At 33.9% G+C, this 23,251-nt stretch carries 19 protein-coding genes and 1 pseudogene; 1 reads left to right on the top strand and 19 read right to left on the bottom strand.

The features are described 5' to 3' along the window. Positions 1-155 precede the first annotated feature (155 nt). The 4 genes from ACU68U_RS07145 to ACU68U_RS07130 all read right to left on the bottom strand — a co-directional run bounded on the left by ACU68U_RS07145 (position 156) and on the right by ACU68U_RS07130 (position 2,925). Positions 156-398 carry a DUF2700 domain-containing protein gene (locus tag ACU68U_RS07145; RefSeq protein ID WP_154271990.1) on the bottom strand — a complete coding sequence of 81 codons (243 nt, stop codon included), beginning with the start codon at positions 396-398 and terminating at the stop codon, positions 156-158. Positions 399-686: 288 nt separating this feature from the next. After that, a complete protein-coding gene (locus tag ACU68U_RS07140) occupies positions 687-1,346 on the bottom strand; it encodes an ABC transporter ATP-binding protein (protein ID WP_446763036.1) in 660 nt (219 codons plus the stop codon). Beyond that, positions 1,347-2,534, bottom strand: a complete 1,188-nt coding sequence (locus tag ACU68U_RS07135; protein ID WP_316445731.1) for an ABC transporter permease — start codon at positions 2,532-2,534, stop codon at positions 1,347-1,349. It abuts the gene before it with no gap. Then, positions 2,524-2,925 (bottom strand): DUF4418 family protein, encoded by a 402-nt coding sequence (locus ACU68U_RS07130; RefSeq protein ID WP_316445732.1) that lies wholly within the window; start codon positions 2,923-2,925, stop codon positions 2,524-2,526. Before ACU68U_RS07130 ends, ACU68U_RS07135 begins: the two co-directional genes overlap by 11 nt. A 346-nt stretch (positions 2,926-3,271) precedes the next feature. Here ACU68U_RS07130 and ACU68U_RS07125 point away from each other — a divergent pair, with 346 nt between their 5' ends. Further along, entirely contained in the window at positions 3,272-4,171 is a 900-nt protein-coding gene (locus ACU68U_RS07125; RefSeq protein ID WP_094204309.1) for a selenium metabolism-associated LysR family transcriptional regulator, read from the top strand. 332 nt (positions 4,172-4,503) lie between these two features. On the opposite strand, the gene ACU68U_RS07120 is transcribed toward ACU68U_RS07125, so the two are convergent. From ACU68U_RS07120 to ACU68U_RS07050, 15 genes and pseudogenes are all read right to left on the bottom strand, one after another. Continuing rightward, positions 4,504-5,166, bottom strand: a complete 663-nt coding sequence (locus ACU68U_RS07120; RefSeq protein ID WP_446763035.1) for a TVP38/TMEM64 family protein — start codon at positions 5,164-5,166, stop codon at positions 4,504-4,506. A 104-nt stretch (positions 5,167-5,270) separates the two neighbouring features. Then, positions 5,271-6,698 (bottom strand): adenylosuccinate lyase, encoded by a 1,428-nt coding sequence (gene purB, locus ACU68U_RS07115; protein ID WP_446763034.1) that lies wholly within the window; start codon positions 6,696-6,698, stop codon positions 5,271-5,273. Then, complete coding sequence (locus tag ACU68U_RS07110) at positions 6,698-11,590, bottom strand: phosphoribosylformylglycinamidine synthase (protein ID WP_446763033.1); 4,893 nt, start codon at positions 11,588-11,590, stop codon at positions 6,698-6,700. Before ACU68U_RS07110 ends, purB begins: the two co-directional genes overlap by 1 nt. 15 nt (positions 11,591-11,605) lie before the next feature. Continuing rightward, positions 11,606-13,111: a bifunctional phosphoribosylaminoimidazolecarboxamide formyltransferase/IMP cyclohydrolase gene (gene purH, locus ACU68U_RS07105; protein ID WP_446763032.1), complete on the bottom strand. Its 1,506-nt coding sequence runs from the start codon at positions 13,109-13,111 to the stop codon at positions 11,606-11,608. Further along, a complete protein-coding gene (gene purN, locus ACU68U_RS07100; protein ID WP_446763031.1) occupies positions 13,099-13,653 on the bottom strand; it encodes a phosphoribosylglycinamide formyltransferase in 555 nt (184 codons plus the stop codon). Before purN ends, purH begins: the two co-directional genes overlap by 13 nt. Before the next feature lie 8 nt (positions 13,654-13,661). After that, positions 13,662-15,008, bottom strand: coding sequence for an amidophosphoribosyltransferase (gene purF / locus ACU68U_RS07095; protein ID WP_094225105.1), 1,347 nt, complete (start codon positions 15,006-15,008; stop codon positions 13,662-13,664). Position 15,009: 1 nt separating this feature from the next. Next, complete coding sequence (gene purC / locus ACU68U_RS07090) at positions 15,010-15,708, bottom strand: phosphoribosylaminoimidazolesuccinocarboxamide synthase (protein WP_094206209.1); 699 nt, start codon at positions 15,706-15,708, stop codon at positions 15,010-15,012. A 324-nt stretch (positions 15,709-16,032) separates the two neighbouring features. Continuing rightward, the gene (gene proC / locus ACU68U_RS07085) at positions 16,033-16,839 is read right to left on the bottom strand and encodes a pyrroline-5-carboxylate reductase (protein WP_274983742.1); all 807 of its coding nucleotides are present in this window, start codon (positions 16,837-16,839) and stop codon (positions 16,033-16,035) included. An 83-nt stretch (positions 16,840-16,922) separates the two neighbouring features. Next, positions 16,923-17,402 (bottom strand): NADH-quinone oxidoreductase subunit NuoE family protein, encoded by a 480-nt coding sequence (locus tag ACU68U_RS07080; protein WP_446763030.1) that lies wholly within the window; start codon positions 17,400-17,402, stop codon positions 16,923-16,925. Positions 17,403-17,406: 4 nt separating this feature from the next. Further along, on the bottom strand, positions 17,407-18,381 hold the full coding sequence (locus tag ACU68U_RS07075) for an aromatic acid exporter family protein (protein ID WP_446763029.1): 975 nt from the start codon (positions 18,379-18,381) through the stop codon (positions 17,407-17,409). A 97-nt stretch (positions 18,382-18,478) separates the two neighbouring features. Then, positions 18,479-19,381, bottom strand: a complete 903-nt coding sequence (locus ACU68U_RS07070) for a carotenoid biosynthesis protein (protein ID WP_446763028.1) — start codon at positions 19,379-19,381, stop codon at positions 18,479-18,481. Between the two features lie 14 nt (positions 19,382-19,395). Continuing rightward, positions 19,396-19,704 carry a hypothetical protein gene (locus ACU68U_RS07065; protein ID WP_446763027.1) on the bottom strand — a complete coding sequence of 103 codons (309 nt, stop codon included), beginning with the start codon at positions 19,702-19,704 and terminating at the stop codon, positions 19,396-19,398. 5 nt (positions 19,705-19,709) lie between these two features. After that, positions 19,710-20,381: an MgtC/SapB family protein gene (locus tag ACU68U_RS07060; RefSeq protein ID WP_446763026.1), complete on the bottom strand. Its 672-nt coding sequence runs from the start codon at positions 20,379-20,381 to the stop codon at positions 19,710-19,712. A 208-nt stretch (positions 20,382-20,589) separates the two neighbouring features. Beyond that, a pseudogene (locus ACU68U_RS07055) lies at positions 20,590-21,009 on the bottom strand (DUF4268 domain-containing protein); the annotation flags it as partial. 12 nt (positions 21,010-21,021) lie between these two features. Beyond that, complete coding sequence (locus tag ACU68U_RS07050) at positions 21,022-23,121, bottom strand: DUF262 domain-containing protein (RefSeq protein WP_446763025.1); 2,100 nt, start codon at positions 23,119-23,121, stop codon at positions 21,022-21,024. Between the last annotated feature and the right edge of the window lie 130 nt (positions 23,122-23,251).

Raw genomic sequence — 23,251 nt, 5'->3', positions numbered from 1 at the left:
TTTAATTGCACGTGTATTTATTTATATTTATACCCGATTATTCGTGAAAAATAAGCTATTTATACTAATTTTTGATATTTTTACAAATATTTTACACATATTTATTGTGTACACAAAAAAAGACACCTTCTTACTGGTGTCTTCTACGTATAAATTTATTTTTTTGTTATGCTCATTCCTATAACCATACCCAAAAGCATACCGATCGATATAAAAGTCGCGATGTTGTCTTTCCCAAAAGCAGTTCCGAAACCCGCGCCTAGCATCATTCCTAACGCCATTCCAAGTGACATATAATTATCATCGGATTTATCTGATTGTTTTTTCGATTTTTTGATGACGATTAGGACTAATATCACTACTATAATCAATGGTAAAAGTATTTTAAATATTTCCATATCTTCTCCAATTTATAAATTTTTCTTAAAACAAATATTCCTGTTTGATTCTTAATCTAATTGTAGAATTTTTTAAATTCTTCTTCTAATTCATCAACATTTCGTTATCACATATTTTTGTCGACATTTTAGCGAGTATACGTGTCTCTTTCATTGAAGCTTCTAATATTTTCATTTATTTTACCTTTTCTCTCAATTAGATTTTATTCTTAGTAAATTAACTTGTCAATGATCGCAATAAAAAAACTGACCTTCTAAGTCTTATAACTTTTGAAGATCAGCTATATTTTATTCAGATAAATTCTTCCCCGATAATTTGTACACTTTTTTCGCTCTGTTTTTGAGTCTTGAATCGTGTGTTACACATATTAGTGTTGTTTTTTTGTTCAATTCATCGAGCAAGTCCAAGAATTTGTCGACGTATTCTTCGTCCAAGTTAGCTGTTGGTTCATCTAGTATTAATAGCTCTGGTACATTAATTAACGCCCTTAGAATCATTAATTTTTTGATTTCTCCCCCAGATAAGTTCTTAGCGCTGTTTAGTTGAAGAAGTTCTTCCATGTCGTATTTTTTGATGAATTTCTCATAATCAAAATTATCCACGCCTGAAATGTCTGCTTTCATTTCCAAGTTTTCCTTAACTGTTAGTGCTGGAAATACTATCAAATCTTGTGGTACAAATGATATTTTCTTGGAGCGAAGATCAGATATTTCTTCATCTGTAAAATCTTTTACTTCTTTGGAGAAAACTTGTACGCTTCCTTCATCGTAATTTAAAAAACCTAAAATCACATTTAGAAGTGTACTTTTACCTGCGCCACTTGCTCCTACTATCGCGATATAGTCATTTTCATCTACAATTAGATTTACATTTTTTAGTACTTCGTTTTTTCTATCGGAATTGATAAGGTAGCTTTTTGATAAATTTTGTATTTTCAATATTTCCATTTAATTACCTCTCAATGTTAGCGCTAATTCGTCTTTGGATATTTTTATTACGTTGAATATTTGCGTGATTAAGGCAATCACTACTACAACTAATAATGTTATCGCCGAAATAATTAGTATTTCTTTTGCATTAACGCTCATAAATGCCAAGTCCAAAGATTTCTCGATTTGACCGGAGAATAGCTTCACTGTGAGTATGGATAATCCAATTCCTATTACTGCCCCAATAAATGATAGTACTACTGAGTATTTTAGGATAATGGATTTTAGCTTACTCTTTGTTATACCAAGTATTCTAAGTGTTGCCATTTGCTTTTCTTTGTCTTTGAAATCAACTGTAAATATTGAAATTAATACGATTATTGCCATTATCAATGTAAATGTTAGTAGTATTTTCAAATATTTCATAAGAGAGAACATTTCTTTGGATAGATTGTCTACGAAGTTTTTGTTCATGACAACCATAGTGTGTGTACCTCTAAGTGATTTCATAAGGTTAACTGTTAATTGTTCACTATCTGCATTATCTTGTTTTTTTATCAAAATTGAAGATATTTCAGAATTTGGAACGTATTTTTGTGGATGAACTTTAATAGAATCTTGTAGCATTTTCTTCGCCGTATCAAAATTCATGAATATTGCATTATCAAATCCAAGACCAGTTTTCATTAATTTTGATTTTACTTTGTATTTATTGCCAAAAAAAGTCAATGTGTCTGCATCAACTACACTCACATTATTTCCGATTAAAATTTCTCCGTCTTTCAATTGCTTCACATCTTGTTTCATCCAAGGTTTTATTGTAAAGTCCTTTTCAAAATCAATTCCTATAGCTTGGACAGGGAAAGAACAACAAGATTCTTGAAGTGTCGCAATGTACAATTGTGGAGCTGCTTGTTTTACTCCTTCGACTTTTTGTACTTTATCAAGCACATCATTTTTCATGTAGAACTCAGAAGGTTTACCAGATACGAATAATGCTTCCTGTTCTTTTCCGCTTTTTTCTGGAACAATCATCATGTCTGCGCCCAATCTTTGTTTCATATTATCAATTGAATTGTTAAGTCCAATTGAAAAATACATGCTTACAAACAAAAGTGCAGACACTATCGCCATAATCAAAACTATTATAAAAGTTCTGACAGGATTTGATGACATCCAGTTTTTAAGGTAAAGTTTATCTTTCATTGATACTCTTCTTCAATACCACAAGATAAGCTATTGAAATTATTGCAAGGATTATCGAGCAGATTGACACTGCTGGAATTGTCTTCATTTGACAAGCCATATGATGGTTTTTGCATCCTCCTATTACAACTTTTGCTAATAAGAATGAATCAATAGCTAAAACTGGAACTGCAATATTAATTCCCCATTCGATTTTTTCGTCTTTAATGATGTATGCGATGACTAATAAAATCACGATACTTATTGCCACTACAAATACCGCATTTGACATGTGAAAGCATTTCATTGGCATTTTGCCTGGCATTACTTTGCATGGTTTTGCGATGACTTTTGGTATTAAAGCTAAAATAATCGCCGCTACCAATTGTAAAATTTTCAAAATTTTCTTCATATTTTCCCTCTTAAATATTTAATGTTTCTAATATTATTTACTTTTTACATACAAATTATTTTATCATAAATATCATTTATTCATTAATTGAAATTTTCTATAAATAACGCCGTATTTTTAACTTTTTGCATATTCTTATCATTTAAAATTTTAAAATCATCGTACAAACATTGAATTATAGACATTTCTTAATTGTGTTTTATTTATAGATTTTCCCTATAAGTAAATATGTATTTGTTAAATTTATTTACAATTGGGTATATTACTATAAAGTATTTGCGTATTTTGTAAAATAAAAGGTATATGATAAAATATATATATTAAATACCACGAAGAGAGAGATATTATGGATTTAAAACAATTAGAAACGTTCATAACTGTTGTGGAATGGGATAGTTTTTCTGAAGCTGCTAAAAGACTTTATCTTACACAGCCCACGATAAGCACCCACATCAAACAAATTGAAAATGAACTTAATGCAGAATTATTAAAAAGAACAACTAAAAAGTTAGAGCTTACTCCTGAAGGAAGAGAATTTTACAACTACGCTAAGGCTATTTCAAGGATTATGGAAAGCATGCAGGATTCTTTTTCAAAAAAAAGTCTAACTACTTTTAACATCGGTGCAAGTTCTGTTCCTGCAACATATATTCTGCCTTCTCTTTTAACAAAATATCACAAATCTCACATCAAAACTTTGGTTAATATAATTCAATCAGATAGTTTAACTACGATTGACGGAGTTATAAATGGTTCAATCAATATTGGAATTGTAGGCATGACTACAATGGATAAAGAACTTACCTTTGAAAAAGTTCTAAGCGATAAGCTAGTAGTAGTCACACCATATAACGATTATTATAATGCATTGAAGAAAAACAATGTCAAGATAAGTTCTATTTTAAAGGAACCAATAATTTTTCGTGAACAAGGTTCTGGAACATTAAAAGAATCTATGAAAATGATAGACGCTTTAGGAATCAGCAAGAATTCACTAAATTTGATTGGAACAGCAAATAGCACAGAAACTTTGAAGCAATGCATTCGAAGTGGAATGGGGATATCGATTATGAGTAAACTTTCAGTAGAAGAAGAAGTTGCAAATAATCAATTGATTTCTTTCAAAATCGACGATTTCGAATCGGTACGTCACTTCTATTTGGTATATCGTTCCAACTCTTTACTCTCAGAGCCAGTTATAGATTTCGTAAAATTCACAAAAAAATACTTAGAAGAGAATTTTTAATTCATAAAAATAACCGCAATAGCTCATACTGTAAGCATTGCGGTTTTATTGTGTTTGTTTTTATTAAGTAAGATGAAGTAAGTCATATAAATAATAATGAATGATATCAAAGTATAATGGACGAGTCCTCTGAAAAAAATTTTATAAAATTCAATCGAGAAATTCGTAAAAATTCAACTGTTTGAGCGCAAGCGAGTTTTGAATTTTAGAATTTCGAGATTAGAATTTTCAAATTTTTGTAAGCGAGACGAAGTGAGTTATACTTTGATATATTTTAGGACTTACTCACTTTACTTTTTTAGGAGCGTAACTATTACTCCCTTATCATCAAATTACTTCAAATCTGTTTGCTTTTTCTTGTCTTTTTTGTCGATTATTTTAGCCATTATCAAGCTCACAACAGTAAGTCCTACTACCAAAATAATCGCTTGGTAGAATTCCTTGGATCCTACATTCAGCACTTTATCCCCCAAATTCAAATACACAAGTGTTCCAGGAATTATTCCAAGTATTGATGCAAACATATATTTGGACAGGCTTATGTTCGTCAATCCAAATCCGTAATTTATAAGATTGTATGGAATAATCGGAATCAATCTGCAAATAAACAAAAGAGTGAATAGTTTTGAATCTGGTGCATTTAGTATTCTGTCCCTATTTTTTTCGGAGAATTTTTCATTAATCATCTTAACAACATAATCGTGTCCGATTTTTCTAGAAAGTTCAAACATAAGCAAGCAGTTCATCGATGCTCCAATAACTGTGTAAATACTTCCCTTAACAAGCCCGAAACTAACTCCACCGATTAACGCTAATGCTGGCACTGGAAAGAATCCGATCGGGAGAATCGTGAACAATAAAATATACACAACTGCTCCCCATGGCCCAGATTTTTGTACCAAGTTTCTAATTGAATCGTAAGGAACGAATACCATTAATCCGACTGTCAATGCTATCAATAGGACTATCAAAAATATTTTCTTAAATTTTTCCATATTTCACCTACTAATTATATTTGAATTCATTGTATCGTATAAATTTAATATAATCAACTAAAAAATGCACACAGCCTACTAAGCCATGTGCATTTCTAATATTTTTAAACTTTCAAATCAACAGAGTATTCTGTGTCGTATTTTGAAATAACTGGTTTGACGTCTTCTTCGATAAATTCAACCACTTGTTCTGGGCATCTTCCAATATAAAGTTTGCCATCTAAAAGTGAATTCAAATCGTCTTTGTCAAGATTAAAAGCTTCGTCTTTTTCCAATAATTCTAATAAATTGTTGTCTAGTCCTTCTTCTTTTACTCTTCTACCTGCAACCATTGAATATTCTCTGATTTTTTCGTGAAGTTCTTGTCTGTCGCCGCCACGTTTTACAGCTTCCATCAATATGTTTTCAGTCGCCATAAATGGTAATTCCTCATTAACGTGTGCTTTGATTTGGTTTTCGTAAACAACAAGTCCGTCTGTAACGTTGATTGCTATTTCCAAAATACTATCCACAGCCATGAAACTTTCTGGAACACTCATTCTCTTGTTTGCAGAGTCGTCCAACGTTCTTTCAAGCCATTGATTACTTGCTACAAATTGTGGGTTTTGAACCAGACTCATCACGTATTTTGAAAGCGATGAAATTCTTTCGCATCTCATTGGATTTCTCTTGTAAGCCATCGCTGATGAACCGATTTGTGTTTTTTCAAACGGTTCTTCCAATTCTTTTCTGTTTTGCAAAAGTCTGATGTCGTTTGTCATTTTGTGAGCTGATTGTGCGATTGATGATAGAACTTGAAGCACGTGGTAGTCAATTTTTCTTGTGTATGTTTGTCCACTAACGCTAACTGCGCTGTCAAATCCCATTTCCTTTACGATTTTCTTTTCCAATTCTTTTACTTTGTCGTGGTCATTGTCGAAAAGTTTTAAAAATGATGCTTGAGTTCCAGTAGTTCCCTTTACTCCTCTCAATTTTAAATTTTCTTTTCTGTAAATAACTTCTTCCAAATCCATAAGAAAATCTTGAATCCACAAAGTAGCACGCTTTCCAACAGTCACTAATTGTGCTGGTTGATAATGAGTGTAGCCAAGTGTTGGCAAATCTTTGTATTTAATTGCAAAATCAGACAAGTGTTTAATCAAAATCGCTAACTTTTTCTCTACGATTTCAAGTGCGTTTCTCATAACTATAATGTCTGTGTTGTCAGTTACATAGCAACTTGTCGCTCCTAAGTGGATAATTCCAGCTGCGTTTGGACACACTTCTCCGTATGTTTTCACGTGAGCCATTACATCGTGGCGAAGAATTTTTTCGTATTCAGATGCCTTGTCAAAATCGATGTCTGAAATGTGCGTTTGCAATTCTTCTATTTGTTCGTCTGTAATATTAAGTCCCAATTCTTTTTCGGATTTCGCCAATGCTAACCACAATCTTCTGAAAGTTTCAAACTTAACTTGAGAGCTGAAATTGTGGCTCATTTCGTGGCTTGCGTATCTCGTGTTTAATGGACTTTGGTAAATATCGTTGTTCATTATTTCTCCTTGAAGTATTCTACTGCATTTCTAAAAATATTTTGCTTGTCGATATCGTAAATATTTTTGTACAAATCATCTGCGATTCTTTCAGTGTGACACATTCTTCCCAAAATCTTACCATCTCTGGATAAAATTCCTTCGATATTGTAGTCTGATCCGTTTGGAGAGATTTTGTAAGCTGAGAAAACTTGTTCATTATCTAAAAGTTCTTGGAGTTTGTCTTCTTTGATTACAAATCTTCCTTCACCGTGTGAAATCGGCATTCTGTATGTCTTGTTCAAGTCAATTCCATTTGTCCAAGGACTGTTATTAGTCAAGCACAATGTATCTACAAAAGTTGCAATGTGTCTTCTGTTTGTGTTGAATGTCAAGTTTGGATCGTCTTCTTGTGGTGATGTAACTTTTCCATAAGGAAGAAGTCCAGTCTTCACCAAAGCTTGGAATCCATTGCAAATTCCAATTACCAATCCGTCGTTTTCGTTCAACAAATAATCTATCGCACTACTTATTTTCTCATTTCTTAGAATATTTGCCAAGAACTTAGCTGATCCGTCTGGCTCATCCCCTAGTGAAAATCCTCCAGGAATGGCAAATATTTGCGCTTTTCTAATTTTTTCAGCCAAAACATCAATAGAATTCAATATATCTTCTTGGTTTCTGTTTTTGAATAGAACAATTTCTCCATCTGCTCCATTTTCTTTGAATGCGTTCAATGTATCCCATTCACAGTTTGTTCCAGGAGCTGCCAAGATTACAACGTGAGGTGTGTCAGTTGGTTTCTTGGATTTCATTCTACGTTGTTCGATTTTTTTGTTTTCAATTGATTTGTATTCGATTTTTTCTTTTGGAGTGAATACTTTATTTAAAACTGTAGTGTAGCCTTCTAGTAATTTTTCTGAATCTAATTTAACATCATTTACGATAATTTCATCTGCAAAATCACCGATGTGTTCGATATTTTCGTCGTCTTCAATATATTCAACTACGAAACTTCCGTACATTGGATTGTACAAATTATCAAATTTGATATTAAATCCAGTGTTTCCTACAGATTGTTCAAAAATATTAGCCAACAAGCCTTTTTTATCCAATGCAATCGCAGAAATAATATTTTTGTTTCTGATTTGTTCTGTGATAAAATCGAAATTTTCTTCCAATTTTTCAAGGTTCAATGTTCCGTCTTCTTCGTAAGGTGTTCTTACAAGACCTATTTTGCCTTTGCCTTTCAAATCATTCGTAATTATGTTGTCCACATCTTCGTGTGTCACTGCAAATGAAATCATAGTTGGTGGAACCTTGATGTCTTCGAAGTTACCACTCATACTGTCTTTTCCACCGATTGGCATTGCTTTGAAATGTTTTGAAACAGTAAATGCACCAAGTAATGCTTTCAATGGTTTGGACCAGATCTTTTTGTCTAGCATTTTTTCGTAGTATTCTTGGAATGTCAATCTGATTAAGTTTTTGTCAGAACCCAACGCGATTAATTTACTGATTGATTCTACAACTGCGTAGTATCCTCCCAAGTATTGAGATTGTTCCGACAAATCAGCGTCAAATCCGTAACTCATCATAGATACAGTTTTCATAACTCCATCCATTGTTGGAATCTTTGCAACCATTGCTTGTGATGGATTCAATTGCAATTTACCACCCATTGGATTGATGACAGTGTTTCGTCCTATTGTGGAGTCGAACATTTCTATCAAATCTCTCTTAGATGTTATGTTAAGCATTTTAACTTTGTCGTAGAATTTGTTCGCATCAGAACATTTTTCAGTCAAAATTTCTGGAACATCTTCTGATACAACTTCAACTTCAGCGTTTCTATCTGAACCATTTGTGTTGATGAAATCGTAGCTGATGTCTGCAATCAAATCTTCATCGTAGAACATTCTCATTCTATTAGTGTCTGTGATGTCTGCAACGACAGTCGTTTCGATGTTCTCTGCGTCTGCATATTTCACAAATTCTTCCAAATCTTTCTTAGCAATTACACATGCCATTCTTTCTTGTGATTCACTGATTGCGATTTCAAATGGTTTGAGGCCTTTGTATTTCAATGGAACTCTGTCCAAATAAATATCTACACCATCGTGAAGCTCCCCAATCGCAACGCTCACTCCACCGGCTCCAAAGTCGTTACATTTTTTGATCAAACTTGCAAGCTCAGGAATTCTGAAAAGTCTTTGGATTTTTCTTTCTTCAGGTGCGTTACCTTTTTGAACTTGTGCAGATTCTGTTTTTATACTTGTAACTTTGTGACTCTTTGAAGAACCTGTCGCTCCACCAATTCCGTCACGTCCAGTTCTTCCGCCAAGTAAGATTACGATGTCTCCTTTTTCTGGTTCAATTCTTTTTACATTATCAATTGGTGCAGCTGCCATTACAGCTCCACATTCCAATCTCTTAGCAACATATCCGTCGTGGTAAATTTCATCCACAAATCCAGTTGCCAAACCAATTTGGTTTCCGTAAGAAGAATATCCCTTCGCAGCTTCTTGTGTGATTTTTATTTGTGGAAGCTTTCCATCCATCGTATCTTCCAATGAAGTAAGAGGATTTCCTGCTCCTGTGATTCTCATAGCTTGGTATACAAAAGCTCTACCGCTTAGTGGGTCTCTGATTGCTCCACCCAAGCATGTACTTGCGCCACCAAATGGTTCGATTTCTGTTGGGTGATTGTGTGTTTCGTTTTTGAACATCAACAAATAATCTCTAGTTTCGTCAACACCATCAACTTCCACGCGAACTTTGATTTTAACAGAACAAGCGTTGATTTCAGATGAAATTTCCAAATCATCAAACTCGTTTTTGCTTCTCATGTATTTGGATAAAATCGTTCCAAAACTCATAAGATTGATTGGTTTCTCTATTTTTAATTCTTCTCTAACTTTCAAATATTCTTCAAAACTGTTATGAATTGCTTCGTCAAGTTTTGTTTTTGCATTGAATTCAATGTCCAAAAAAGTGTTGAAAGTTGTGTGTCTACAGTGGTCTGACCAGTAAGTATCCAAAATCTTGATTTCTGTTTCGTTAGGATCTCGGTCTTCTGATTTGAAATAATCTCTGATGCATTTCAAATCTTCGTCATTCATCGCCAATGAGTGATCGTCGACGAATTTTTGAAGCTCATCATCTTTCATATCTCTGAAGCCATTGTATGTTTCGTTTTCCAAATTCTTAGGATTTTCTTGTTTCAAAGTTGTTGGGATTCCAAGCAAACTAACCTTGTGGCTGTCAACAGGATTTACCAAATATTTTTCGATTTTTTCCAAATCTTCTTTGTTAGCGCCTTCGATTTCGTAAACTGTCGATGTCTTACAATCCACATCTTCATCCAAAATCAAACTCAATGTGTCAAGCACGCCTTGTTTTCTTTGATCAAATTGACCTGGCAAATATTCCACAGCGATTGCGTTTTTCATATCAGCTTGTAATTTCAACGCATCTTCTCCATAGAACACATCATCTACAGATTTTTCGCTAAGGACAGTGTCGACAATTTTTCCCAAATTATCATCGCTAATTTCCAAATCGTATCTCTTGTAAATTACGAATTTATCCAAATCAATTCCAAGTAAGTTTTCAATTTGCTTTTTCTTTTCCTTAGATTCATAATCGTATTCGTCTTTTTTCCTGACATAAACTCTTTTAACTCTAGGACCAATATCAGTTCTGTGATACATGTTTTTAAAATCCACCTTTTCTATATCTTCATAACAAGCCTTAATAACATCATCAAAATTCTTTTTAGAATTTACAATATTTAGTACTCGGCCACCGTTTGTGACGATTTTGCCGTCGACTTTTTTCGTTCCTGCATGGAAAACAACACTGTCCATATCAGAAATTGTAATCTCATCACCCTTGTCATAACTTTCCGGATATCCACCAGCACTTAGAACAACGCAAAGCGCCTTGTTATCATTTATTTTCAAATCGACATCGGATAATTTCCCTTCACTTGTTTTCATCATAATATCCAACAAATCATTGTCGATAAGTTCAAGCACGACTTGAGTTTCAGGATCTCCAAATCTCGCGTTGAATTCCAAAACGTAAATTCCATCATCAGTTATCATAAATCCAATGAACAACAATCCTCTGAAATCAATGTTTTCTTCTTTTAATCCTGTGAGAATTTTGTCCAAAACGCTTTTTTTGATTCTATCTACAAATACTTCTGCCTCGACATTTGGAGCGTAAGTTCCCATGCCGCCAGTGTTTGCTCCCATTTCTCTTTCAAAAATCTTCTTGTGATCCTTCGCAGTTGGAAGCGGAAGAATCGTCTTTGAATCTGTAAAGCACAACAAACTCATCTCAAATCCGTCGAGGAATTGTTCGATGACAACCATGTTGTCTTTTTCTAGTACATCTTGCAGAATCTCCTTCAAATCATCAGAATTATCTACAATGTAGACTCCCTTTCCAGCTGCAAGGCCATCTCTTTTAACGACAACTTTGCCATTTTCTTCCAACAATTTATTTGCAAAATCATAAGACTCATCAAAATCTTTGCTCTCCAAATACTTAGCTGTATTGATGTCGTATTTTTCCAAGAATTTTTTCGTAAATGATTTTGAGTTTTCAAATTCAGCGGCTTTTTTTACAGGTCCAAATATTTTAAGACCATTTTCTTCGAACAAATCTGAAATTCCGTCGCACAATGGATTTTCAGGGCCAACAACTGTGAAGTCTATTCCATTTTTCTTTGCAAATTCAAGCAGACCTTGCAAATCATCTGCTTGAATATCTACGTTTTCTCCGATATCTTCAGTTCCAGCATTTCCTGGAGCGAAGAAAACTTTCCTATTTTCATCAAAAGATTTTATTTTACGTCCAAGTGCGAACTCTCTGCCACCTGAACCTACAACTAAAATTTTCATAAAACCTCCCAATTTTTAATGTTTGAAATGTCTGTTTTTTGTGAACACCATGCTAATTCCGTACTCATTGCATTTGTCAATTGAATCTTGGTCTTTGATGCTTCCACCTGGTTGAATAATAGCTTTTACTCCTAATTTGTGTGCAAATTCTACGCAATCAGAAAATGGGAAGAAAGCATCTGATGCCAATACGCATCCAGTAAAATCAACGTCCGGGTGATTGTTGGCTATGTTTTCTAACGCCCAAATCCTAGATGTTTGTCCTCCACCAATTCCCAAAGTGTGAGAATCTTTTGCTAGTACAATTGCATTTGATTTTGTGAATTTAACCACTTTCATGGCAAATTCCAAATCTTTCTTATCTTCATCACTTGGTTTTTCGTCAGTAACTACGTTGTATTCGTCAACACCGAAGTCCTTGTCTTGGATTAAAACTTTTCCGTTCAAATACTTAATGTCTTCTTTTACTGAATCGTTGTCAAATTTTATCTTAACAAGTCTGATGTTTTTCTTTTTGGTTAAAATTTCAAGTGCTTTTTCGTCGAAATCTTTCGCAGCTATAATTTCCAAGAAAATTTGGCTCATTTCGTCGGCACATTTTTCATCTACAACTCCATTGATGGCGATAATTCCACCGAAAATCGAAGTTGAATCTGCCAAGTAAGCCTTGTGGTATGCTTCAGAAACACTGTCTGCAATTGCAACTCCACATGGTGATTGGTGCTTCAATGCAACACAAGAATTTTCTCCCAATTCGTCAGCTAATTCCACTGCAACATTCAAATCGTTGTAATTGTTGAAGCTCATTGCTTTTCCGTGAATAACTTCGCAATCCGTCAATTTGCCGTTTACAAATGGGTCTATGTAAAGATTGGCACTTTGATGTGAGTTTTCACCATATCTAAGTTCTTCTTCTTTTTTGAAACCAAAAGTTCTGTAGTCACTACGTTCTCCAACTTGTTCTTGGAAATATCTTGAAATCACAGAATCGTAGTAAGCTGTCAAACTAAAAGCCTTCATAGCTAGTTTTTCTCTGTAAGCTATGTCCACGTTGTCGTTTTTCAATCTGTCGATAAGTTCGTCATAATCAGAAGGATCTGTTACAACCAAAACATCCTTGTAGTTTTTCGCAGCACTTCTAATCAAAGTTGGTCCACCGATATCGATGTTTTCAACGATGTTGTCGTGGTCACCTGTTTTTAATGCGTTTTGGAAATCGTACAAATTAACCACAACAATATCGATTGGTTGAATGTTCAATTCTTCTACAGTTTTCTTGTGGTCTTCTTTATCTCTCTTATACAAAATTCCACCGTGAACGTATGGTGACAAAGTCTTCACTCTGCCTTGCAAAATTTCAGGGAAATTTGTAACCTTGGAGATGTCTATTACATTTACTCCAGATTTTTCGATTTCCTTGTAAGTACCACCTGTAGATATGATTTCATATCCCAATTCTTGTAAACTTTTTGCTAATTTAGCTACATTTGTCTTATCCGTAAGTGAAATTAATGCGCGCATGAACTCTCCTCCAATTTTTTTATAGCATCTTTCAAAATGCCATGTTCTATTTTCAAAACTTTCTTTGCTATCTCATCTTCCGATTTACAATCAGAAATATCCACAGATCTTTGAAGCAAAATATCTCCATCGTCTAATTTTTCATTCACGAAATGCACAGTTGCACCACTAGTTTTTTCCTTATTAGCAAAAACTTTTTCGTGAACATGGATTCCATAACATCCCTTACCACCGTATTTTGGAAGCAATGATGGATGGATATTTACAATTGTAAACTCATTTATAATTCTCTTTGAAATTTTAGGCAAGAAACCTGCCAACACAATCAAATCTACGTTTTTTGATTTTAAACAATTGATGATTTCTTCGTCATCTTTTGAAACCAAAGTATCCACGTTGAAATCTCTTGCAAAATTAAGACCATCTGCGTTTTTGTTACTAACCACAACAACAATATCGCTATTGAAATAATTGTCTTTTTTTGCATCCAACAGAGCTTTCAAATTGGTACCAGTACCTGAAATAAAAACTGCAATATTCATTTAATCACCTATATAACTATCGGATCTACTGGATAATCTCCATCAAAACAAGCCTTACAGAATTTGTCGATTTTGTCGCTGCTAGATTTTACCATTCCTTCCATTGAAATAAACGCTAAGCTATCTGCGCCGATTTTTTCACGGATAGCTTCGATATCCATGTTCGCTGCAATCAAATGCTTTCTTGAAGGCGTGTCAATTCCGTAATAGCAAGGGAATTTTACAGGTGGCGATGTGATTCTCATGTGAACTTCTGTCGCACCAGCTTCTCTAATTCTTTGAATCAAATTAGCACTTGTAGTTCCTCTTACAATGGAATCATCTATAAGTACAACTCTCTTTCCTTTTAATACATGTCTCAAAGGATTTAATTTCAACTTAACAGCCATTTCTCTTTCTTTTTGAGTTGGTTTGATGAAAGTTCTTCCCATGTATCTGTTTTTAACCAAACCTTGTGCGTAAGGAATTCCTGTTTTTTGTGAATATCCTATCGCTGAAGGAATTCCAGAATCTGGGACTGGAACTACCAAATCAACATCACATGGAGACTCTTGTGACAAATATTCTCCGCATCTTCTTCTAAAATTATATGCGTTTGTTCCATCTAAAGTGGCATCTTCTCTTGCGAAGTACACATATTCAAAGAAACAATGACGTGGTGCTTCATCTGTTGTATACATCGAAGAATTTGCGCCTTCTTTGTCTACGACAATTATTTCTCCTGGTTTAACATCTCTGATTTCAGTTGCTCCGACGATTTCCACCGCTGCATTTTCAGATGCAAACACAACATCTTCATCATTTTTCCCCATAACAAGAGGTCTAATTCCCAAAGGATCACGAAATGCTACAAGCTTATCTTTCAAGCACAACACAACTGCGTAAGCTCCTTTGATAAGTTTCATTGTTTTTTTGATAGCTTCAACGATGTCCCCTTTGTAATATCTAGCAATCAAATACAAAATAACTTCACTGTCAATCGCTGTTTGGAACATCACGCCGTCTTCTTCAAGTCTTGTTCTTAAAATTTGGTGATTGATAAGATTTCCATTGTGCGCCAAGCTCATTTCAATTCCCTTTGCAAAAGCCATCAATGGTTGAGTGTTGTAATCGTGAGAACCACCAGCTGTCGAATATCTTACGTGTCCAATTCCTACATTACCAACTAAATTATTCAAATTTTCTTCCTTAAACACATCGATAACAAGTCCCATGCCTTTTTCTCTATGTAGGTTTTCACCGTTACTAACGGTGATACCACAGGATTCTTGTCCTCTGTGTTGTAAGGAGTTAAGTCCGAAAAATAATTTCTTATTAACTTCGGACTTAGAATATATCCCTATAACTCCACACATCCTAGCCTCTCATTCTATTTAGAACTTCTTTGTAGCCTTCTGTCAAATCTCCCAAATCTCTTCTGAAAATATCTTTGTCTAATTTTTGGTTAGTGTCTTTATCCCACAATCTGCAAGTATCTGGGCTGATTTCGTCAGCTAATAAGATTTGTCCGTCATCAGTCTTACCGAATTCGATTTTGAAGTCAACTAATTTTAAGTTGATTTTCAAGAAAAATTCTTTAAGTAGTTCGTTGATTTTCAAAGTTTCTTCTCTTAAATAGTCATATTCTTCTTTTGTGATAACTCCAAGAGCAATTGCGTGGTCTTCACACATCAATGGATCTCCCAAATCATCATTCTTATATGATAATTCAAAAGTTGGTTGATTTAAAACTTTTCCTTCTTCAACGCCGTATCTTTTTGCAAAAGAACCTGCAGTGATGTTTCTAACGATAACTTCAAGTGGCATGATAGTAACTTTTTTAACTCTCATATCAGTATTGTTGATTGTTTCAATGTAGTGAGTTTTGATGCCGTTTTTTTCAAGCATTTCAAAAATCATTGTAGTGATTGCTAAGTTTAGTTCACCCTTACCAGCAATTGTAGCTTTCTTTTCACCGTTACCAGCTGTTGCATCATCCTTGTATCTGATGATATATTCATCAGCCTTTTCTGTTAAATAAACTTCCTTTGCTTTACCTTCGTACAATTTTTCCATAATACCCTCCTAAAATAAAAAAATAGAGAATTCTAGATAGAATTCTCCTAAATTTTTTGACAATTATACACTTTTTTATTGGACGCAAAAATAGCTATCAATTTGCCTCTCAATTTATTGATAAGGCTTAGATCGTGATTTGTAAATCTCAAATCAAAAAGCTTTTTTATGAAATTTATTGAAATATCAATAACGCTCATCATTTTGCCCCCACTAAAATAATTTACAATATATTATATCACACAGACCTATAATTTGCACCATGAAATGTTAAAAAATAACAAACAATTTCATACACTACATTATCATAAAAATCATTGTAAATTATTTTTCACTCATTTGACGTGATTTTTCCACACAGGCAAGCTGAGCTTGAATGACAGCATTTCTAAGCCCGTATTTTTCTAAAACTTCCACAGCCTTAATAGTCGTTCCTGCTGGCGAACACACCATGTCCTTCAATTCTCCTGGATGTTTGTGAGTTTCCATTAACATTTTAGAAGCGCCAAGCACCGATTGTGCCACGAATTTGTATGCCATATCTCGTTTCATTCCCGTTTGTACAGCTGCATCAGCCATCGCTTCCATAAACATAAACACATATGCAGGAGATGAGCCGCTAACTCCAATCACACAGTCCATCAAACTTTCGTCGATTACTTCGCTTTTTCCAAGCGAATTGAAAATATCTCTCACGATTTTCAAATCATCATCATTTATATTTTCATTCGGACAAATCGCAGACATTCCTTCCCCGACAAGACATGGCGTGTTCGGCATAACACGCAAAATCTTGTAGTCTTTTCCCAAAATTTTTTCAATATCTGAAATATTAACCCCTGCTGCAACGGAAATCACAATAGCTTCCTTATTAATAACATCTTTGATTTCTTCTAAAACTGTTGGAATAATATGTGGCTTCACTGCCAAAATCACAACATCAGAATTTTCACAAGCTTTCTTATTGTCAGTAGTTGTGTTCACTCCCCATTCTTCTTTCAAATCGTTTAATTTCTTCTCAGATTTATTTGAAACAAAAATTTTATCTCTATCTATTAACTTAGATTTCACAACGCCAGAAATCATCGCAGATCCCATATTCCCAGCGCCAATAAAACATAATTTATTCATAAATACCTCGCTTGATTTTCTTAACTATATTCTATCAGATTTCATAAAAAAAGAGCTAGAAATCAACTAGCTCCAATTAGAATTTATTTGATTTTTTCCAGAACTTCTTTTGTTTTATCCGCATTCATGTGGTGATAGAATTTGCCATTAATCATAATATTGGGGCCATCTTTACATTTTTTGAAACAATTTTGAGTTCTGAGTCGAATTTTTCCATCAGCAGATGTTTCATTAAAATCCATTCCAAGCTCTTTTTTCACCGTCATCAACACTTCCATCGAACCGTTCTTCGCACATCTCGGTCCCGAACAGCACACAATCTCGTATTCAACCTTTGATTCTTTGATAGATGGAATGAATTTAATAATCGTCTTGATGTATTTTTCATCAATATCAAAAGCGTCTGCTATTTGCTTTTGGTGACTAATCGAAACACAACCAAAAAAATCCTGGCAATTTCTAATAGAAACCTTCGCTCCCTCTTGGCTACCCTTGCCAAAACTCTCCACAGTCTCGCCAAGCTTTTCCTTGAAAATCAGCTCCTCATTCTTTTCTTCACACATATAATCACCTTTTACCTTTTTTCTTATTAAGTTTATTGTTAATATAGTTACTTATATCCACAAATTGATCCAAACTTCTGAACACTTGAAAAATTGCAGAACGAATAGCAAAATCTTCGTGATTTTCTGGCAATTTCATCATATTGAAATGATTTTTCAGAAAATCAATTTTATTTTTCACTTTCGTGATTTCTTCACCATTTGTCAAATTTTCAGAAGTTTCAATTAAAATATCTGAAATGTACTTTCCATCTGAATATTCAGCAGGAATCGTCTTCAAATCATGATACATCTCTTCTAATAAATCCATCTCTCTATTTCTCAAACGCAAATTGTCCAGTATATCTCTGCTATTTTCAATTAAATTGTCATTTTCAATTATCGCAATTTCAATCGCCTTGTCGATGTCTTCATCAAGTTTTGAAATCTTGTCTTTGTATAACTTCACATCTAAATTTGTTACCAGAGATTGTCCGAACAAATTCAAAATGAACGTCATATCTTCGTCAATATTATCGATTAACTTGTTTAATCTATCTTGGCTTGTAGGTGCGTAGAAATTGGTTAGCATCGCAAATCCAGTTCCTATAAACACTAGTGCCATTTCATTCAAAATAATCGCTGAGTCAATTCTTCCAAACGCCAACAAATGTGTCACAATTACACTTGAAGGTCCCAACCCCAGCTCGATCCTTAACAAAAAAGACACAGGCACAAATAATAGCAAATACAATCCGAAAACCCAAGTTTTGTATCCTAATTTTTCAAATAAAAATCCTCCGATTAAAAGAGCGATTATTGCGGACAAAGTCCTCTTCAAGCCACCTTCTATCGTAGCTTTTCTCGTATCAAACACATTCAGTATTGCAATAATTCCCGCCGCAGCTGCAAATTCAAGTGATAATTCTTGTGAAACAATTATCGCCAAAAGTGAAGCCAAAGCCGTTTTAATCGTTCTAGATACGATTGATTTTTTCATAATAAACTCCTATATACTTTCGTTGTATTATTTATACCCAATTTGTGTTTCAAATGGTAATTTTAGCCACAATAAAAGCACCTACAAATGTAGATGCCTAATGATTATTTTCAATATCTATCAAACTCAAAACCAACGTCATTATCATAATGAAAAATGTAAAAAACGCGTATAAAAAATTGGCACTCATAATATTAAGTTTGAAAAGCGCAGCAATGCAATAAGCATATATACTAAACCAAAAAACAAACAGCGGCCAATCCTTTTTGTTTTTGAACGTAATTGATTTGTGATGACTAATTAAAATTGATATCAATTTTATAAAAACAAAAATCCAAATCACCGAAAAAGCAATGCATGAAAACCATTCATCAGTGATTTTATCTAAAACAAGAGAAATCGCACTTGCCACTGCTACGAACAATACTCCACAAATTCCTATCAACAGCGATTTACCGATGTTAAAATCTGATTTTTCGAAAGATTTGTCCCATTGTTTCAAAGTCATAAAAATAATTGCTGGCACTTCAAACATATATCCCAAAAAATTAACCCAAATTACGCTCATGAACATATGATGATTGATAGCAAGAGTGATTGGGCGCCCATCCCACACCCAGAAACCTCCGTTTAACCTTATGGCCACTACATCCAAAAGCAAATCCATGCTTACAATCAACCAACCACTCAACAAAGCCTTCATTATATTGCTGATTGAAAACTTGTTTGCGATTCTAAGTGCACACACGCTGATTCCTCCCCACATCAGACCTCCGAAAAAGGGAAACTGATAGGGGTAGAAACCAATACTTATGAAAAAATCATTGCTATAATGATAAATATCTGTAAATCTCACTGCCAAAAGTTCCAAGCAAAACCCTGCCAAAGCTCCCGAAATCAAAAGACCAAGCTCCCTGTAGTTTTTGCTTTTCAAAATATCGACAACCAAGATAAATACGATAAAATAGCATAAAATCTCAAAACTATTAATCCAGTTCATAATTTTCCCCACTCTTATCTCAATCTGCTACCCACAATTAATCCCATCAACGAAATCGCACCGTAAATAAATATATAAATTGTGGCGCTTTCATTGTAAAAAATAAATATAGATGGAGCGAAAATCACCATAACTAAAATAGGATAAAGCAAATCAAAAGAGGTCTTCTTTCCACATGATATTGCAGTTACAAAAGTTATAACAGGAATTACAAATAATAAAATAAACATTGCACTTCCTGTATCTTTCATTAACAATGTCAACAAATAAAAACAGATTATATTAACCATTAAATATGGCAAAAGTTTTTTAATTCTATTCATAATATCTAATCATTTTCGTCAATTGATTTGAACGATTGCAAATTATAATCTGATTTCAATTTCTTGAAAAATATACCCGTATCATAGTTTTTATGAAAAGATAAAGTTGTCTCAATCATAGATTTATCATCCATATCCTCATCAATTATGTCGAGTTTTCTCACCTCTACCCCTTGTTCTGAAGTAAAATCATAAAAGCTATTTTGATCAAAATTGTTATTATTAAATATCATTGAGTAGGATTTTGTAGTTTTCTTGTTGATTAAATCACTGATTCCTTTAAGTGAAACCAAAGTTATCAGACAAATAACAGTTGCAATAATTGCCCCTTCATAATATCCAATCCCTACAGCAAGCCCAATCGCTCCTGATAGCCACAAAGTTGCAGCCGTAGTAAGTCCTGAAACACCATTCTTTTTTTGAAGAATGGTACCTGCTCCCAAAAACCCAATTCCACTCACAACTTGACCTGCAAGCCTTGCAGTATCTCTTGCCCTATCACTAGAAATATCGCCGATTGCATCAATTCCAATCAGCATAATCAAACACGCTCCAACACTGACAATAATGTGAGTACGAAAACCCGCTGCTCTGTTCTTTATTTCTCTTTCTACACCAATAATAGCGCCTAGTACAGCAGCTAAAATCAACTTAAATGCCACTAAAAAAATATCCATAAATTCCTCCTCATATATTTATACCCAATAATTGTTGTTAATAAGTCATTTTACAGAAAACCAAAATAAAAAAGACGATATTTCTATCGTCCTGTGGATTATTATTTTATAAAATTCAAAAAATCTTATTTGCTATTTATTAAGTAAACATAGAAATCTCGGATGGAATTTTCTCCAAAGAGAATATCCGCTCAATTACTATATCTACCTAAAAATTTCTCAGATATGGCACTATAACATCATAGAATTTTTTGCTCCACTCTGCATGAAACTTTGCCATCTGCAACCAATCAGTTTCGTTTTTTATACTTACATTATTTAGTTTATATGAAATTTTTGATGTCTTCATATCATCTTCGCGACTCCAAACGAGGGATACTCCAAGTGCTTTTTCAATATCATCTTTATATCTTATAAGCATATCAAAAGCTTTTTTATTCTCTTCTTTCTTAACTTTTCCTAAGTACAATTCAACCATTGCGAAATCAAAGTTAGCCACGCAGTTAATTTTAAAACCGCTAATTCCAAAAAAACCGCTAATCCAGTTTGATTTTGATGGATTTACGTTAGCAAAAGAGTTGCCCTCTTCATGAGCTTCTTTTATTTTTTCTAATGCATATGCCCAGTACTTTCTTCGTAATTAATATCGCGTTCCTGTTTCTTTATCTACACTTTCATTTTCATCACGTAAGTAAAAAACCAAATCACTTGGATCGGCATCATATAATTCAAACACTCTATTCAATACGGAAATTTTGCTTTGTGTACTTGAATTAGTCCATACGAAAATGCCATCTCCTATTTCAACGCTCTTTTTGAAATCTGATTCATTCGTTGTAAAATGTCTTGCAACATTATCCTCTGTAGAAACGGCAAGTTTTATGATTATACTCCTGTCTTCTGCATATAGAATTTGCAATACTTTCTGGAACATTTCTACCCAACTTGAAACTGGTTGTTCTGTATTTTTATAACTGAAGCTTGTAATTAATCTTCCGCTTAATGAAGCATCGTCGTCCAAAGTAAATGAATCCATCTGTTTTTTTGCCGGCTTAAATTTGCTTGTCGGCGCGGCCCAAATTTCGAGAGCCCTTCCCATCAAATATTTGCTACGTTCTTCGAGTTCAGTCAAAGTCCATTTATCTTTCTTGGCAATATAAGTGTTCATTCGAATGCCACTGTCTTCAAATCCATTCTTCATTGATTTCTTCTCTTCAAATGTACTGTTACTATATTTTGAGTTATAAGCAGTCAAAGTCAGATTTGCAATTCGATGAATCCATGTCTCATGAATTTCTTCATAGTCATCACCAAGCGCCCTTACCCACGCTGGAGTCAGATGTTGCGGCATAATATGCTCGATGGAATAAGTCCCATCATCACAATGGCCATATACATCTTTATCTTCTGCAGTAGAATAATTTTCCAGACGTTCCATAATATAAACCTTATTCTTGCTATTCATTTGGTAAACAGGTCTCTCTGTAAATTTTTCAGAAAATTCATCGTCGTTAGGAAAGCGCGCTCTTTCCTTCTTTGATAAAAGTGCATACTTAAATTTCTCAACATATTCCTGATCATTACCTTCATATCTCGTGATTTCTCTATGAAGCGTATAAAATATTTTACTCAATGCATTTGCCGGTAGATCACATATTGTTCTTCTGAATACATAATTTTCTGTAATCAAAAATGTTTCGGAAAGCTCTGACATATCCAGTTTATTTTCATCATAAAGCCTTAATACTTCAAGGAAGAATGGTCTTGTAACTGTTGTCTCCAATCTGTTTAGCCTGTATATACATGCATCTAAAGCCTTATTCTTTGTGCTACCACATAGCAAACTTTCATATCGTTTAGCATATGCCAGTAAATCTTTCAAAAGCTCTTCTGTTTCGATCGATTTTTGCTCAACGTACTCTTTAAAGCTGATATAAATCTTTCTCTGTGATGGTATTGCCAGCTGCTTGATGCTCAAATAATCCCTTACAAAGGAGCTAACATCATATTTAGTACATTCTTCAATTCTGTTCCAATATTTATCATAGTACTCATCTTGTTCTTTTGAAGGTAGGCCCATCAATATAAAGTTCCTGATTTTATCACCCTCGCTCAAGTCAAGACCAGTTGAGTTCAAGCTTTCAAATATTAACTGAGGGTTATCCTCATTGTTCAACGTTATGTTAATAATCTCCAATCTGCATATTGCATCAAACAATTCATCAATCGTTATTTCCTGCTTTTGGATTCTTTCATAGAAATAATTGTAGTTAGTGGTAAGATTTGACTCCATAATGTATTCATTAACATCATAAAACAGCTTACCAAAAGCCTTTTGATCGTTTTTTACAGGTTTTAGCTTAATACGAGTTTCCTCTGGCTGATATTTATCAACCAAAAAATCCTCATAAATCTGCTTGTCTAAGAAACCGTCTCTCGGAATTACTATCCCAGACTTAATAAGATTATACATAGCTAAGAGCAATAATGACACCGTTGTTAGCCTTTGCTGGCCATCGATTACAAGAAACTCCGTATTTCTTCCAGATGGTTCATAAACAGAAACCAAACTCCCAAAGAAATGACTTTTTCTTTTGTTTTTTATCACTTTAACAAGGTCGTCAAAAAGCTGTTTGCAGTTCTCTATCTTCCAGTCATAGTTACGCTGGTAAATCGGAATTATGAAACGTTTTTTGGAACCTTCCATATACTCTATTAATCTACATTCTGAACCTTTCATGCTACCTCCTCGTATAATATAGTTGTAGTAATAACTACTACATTTTATTCTCAATCCCACTTTCTTATGGGATAATAATTGTATAGATAGAGGTCGTAGTCTCCCTCCTTGAAGCTAGTCTTCCTATTTA

The organism is Finegoldia sp. P3-F-LR, from assembly GCF_052932165.1.
Note: the sequence above shows the minus strand (reverse complement) of the source record. Positions and strands in the feature narration are given on the sequence as shown.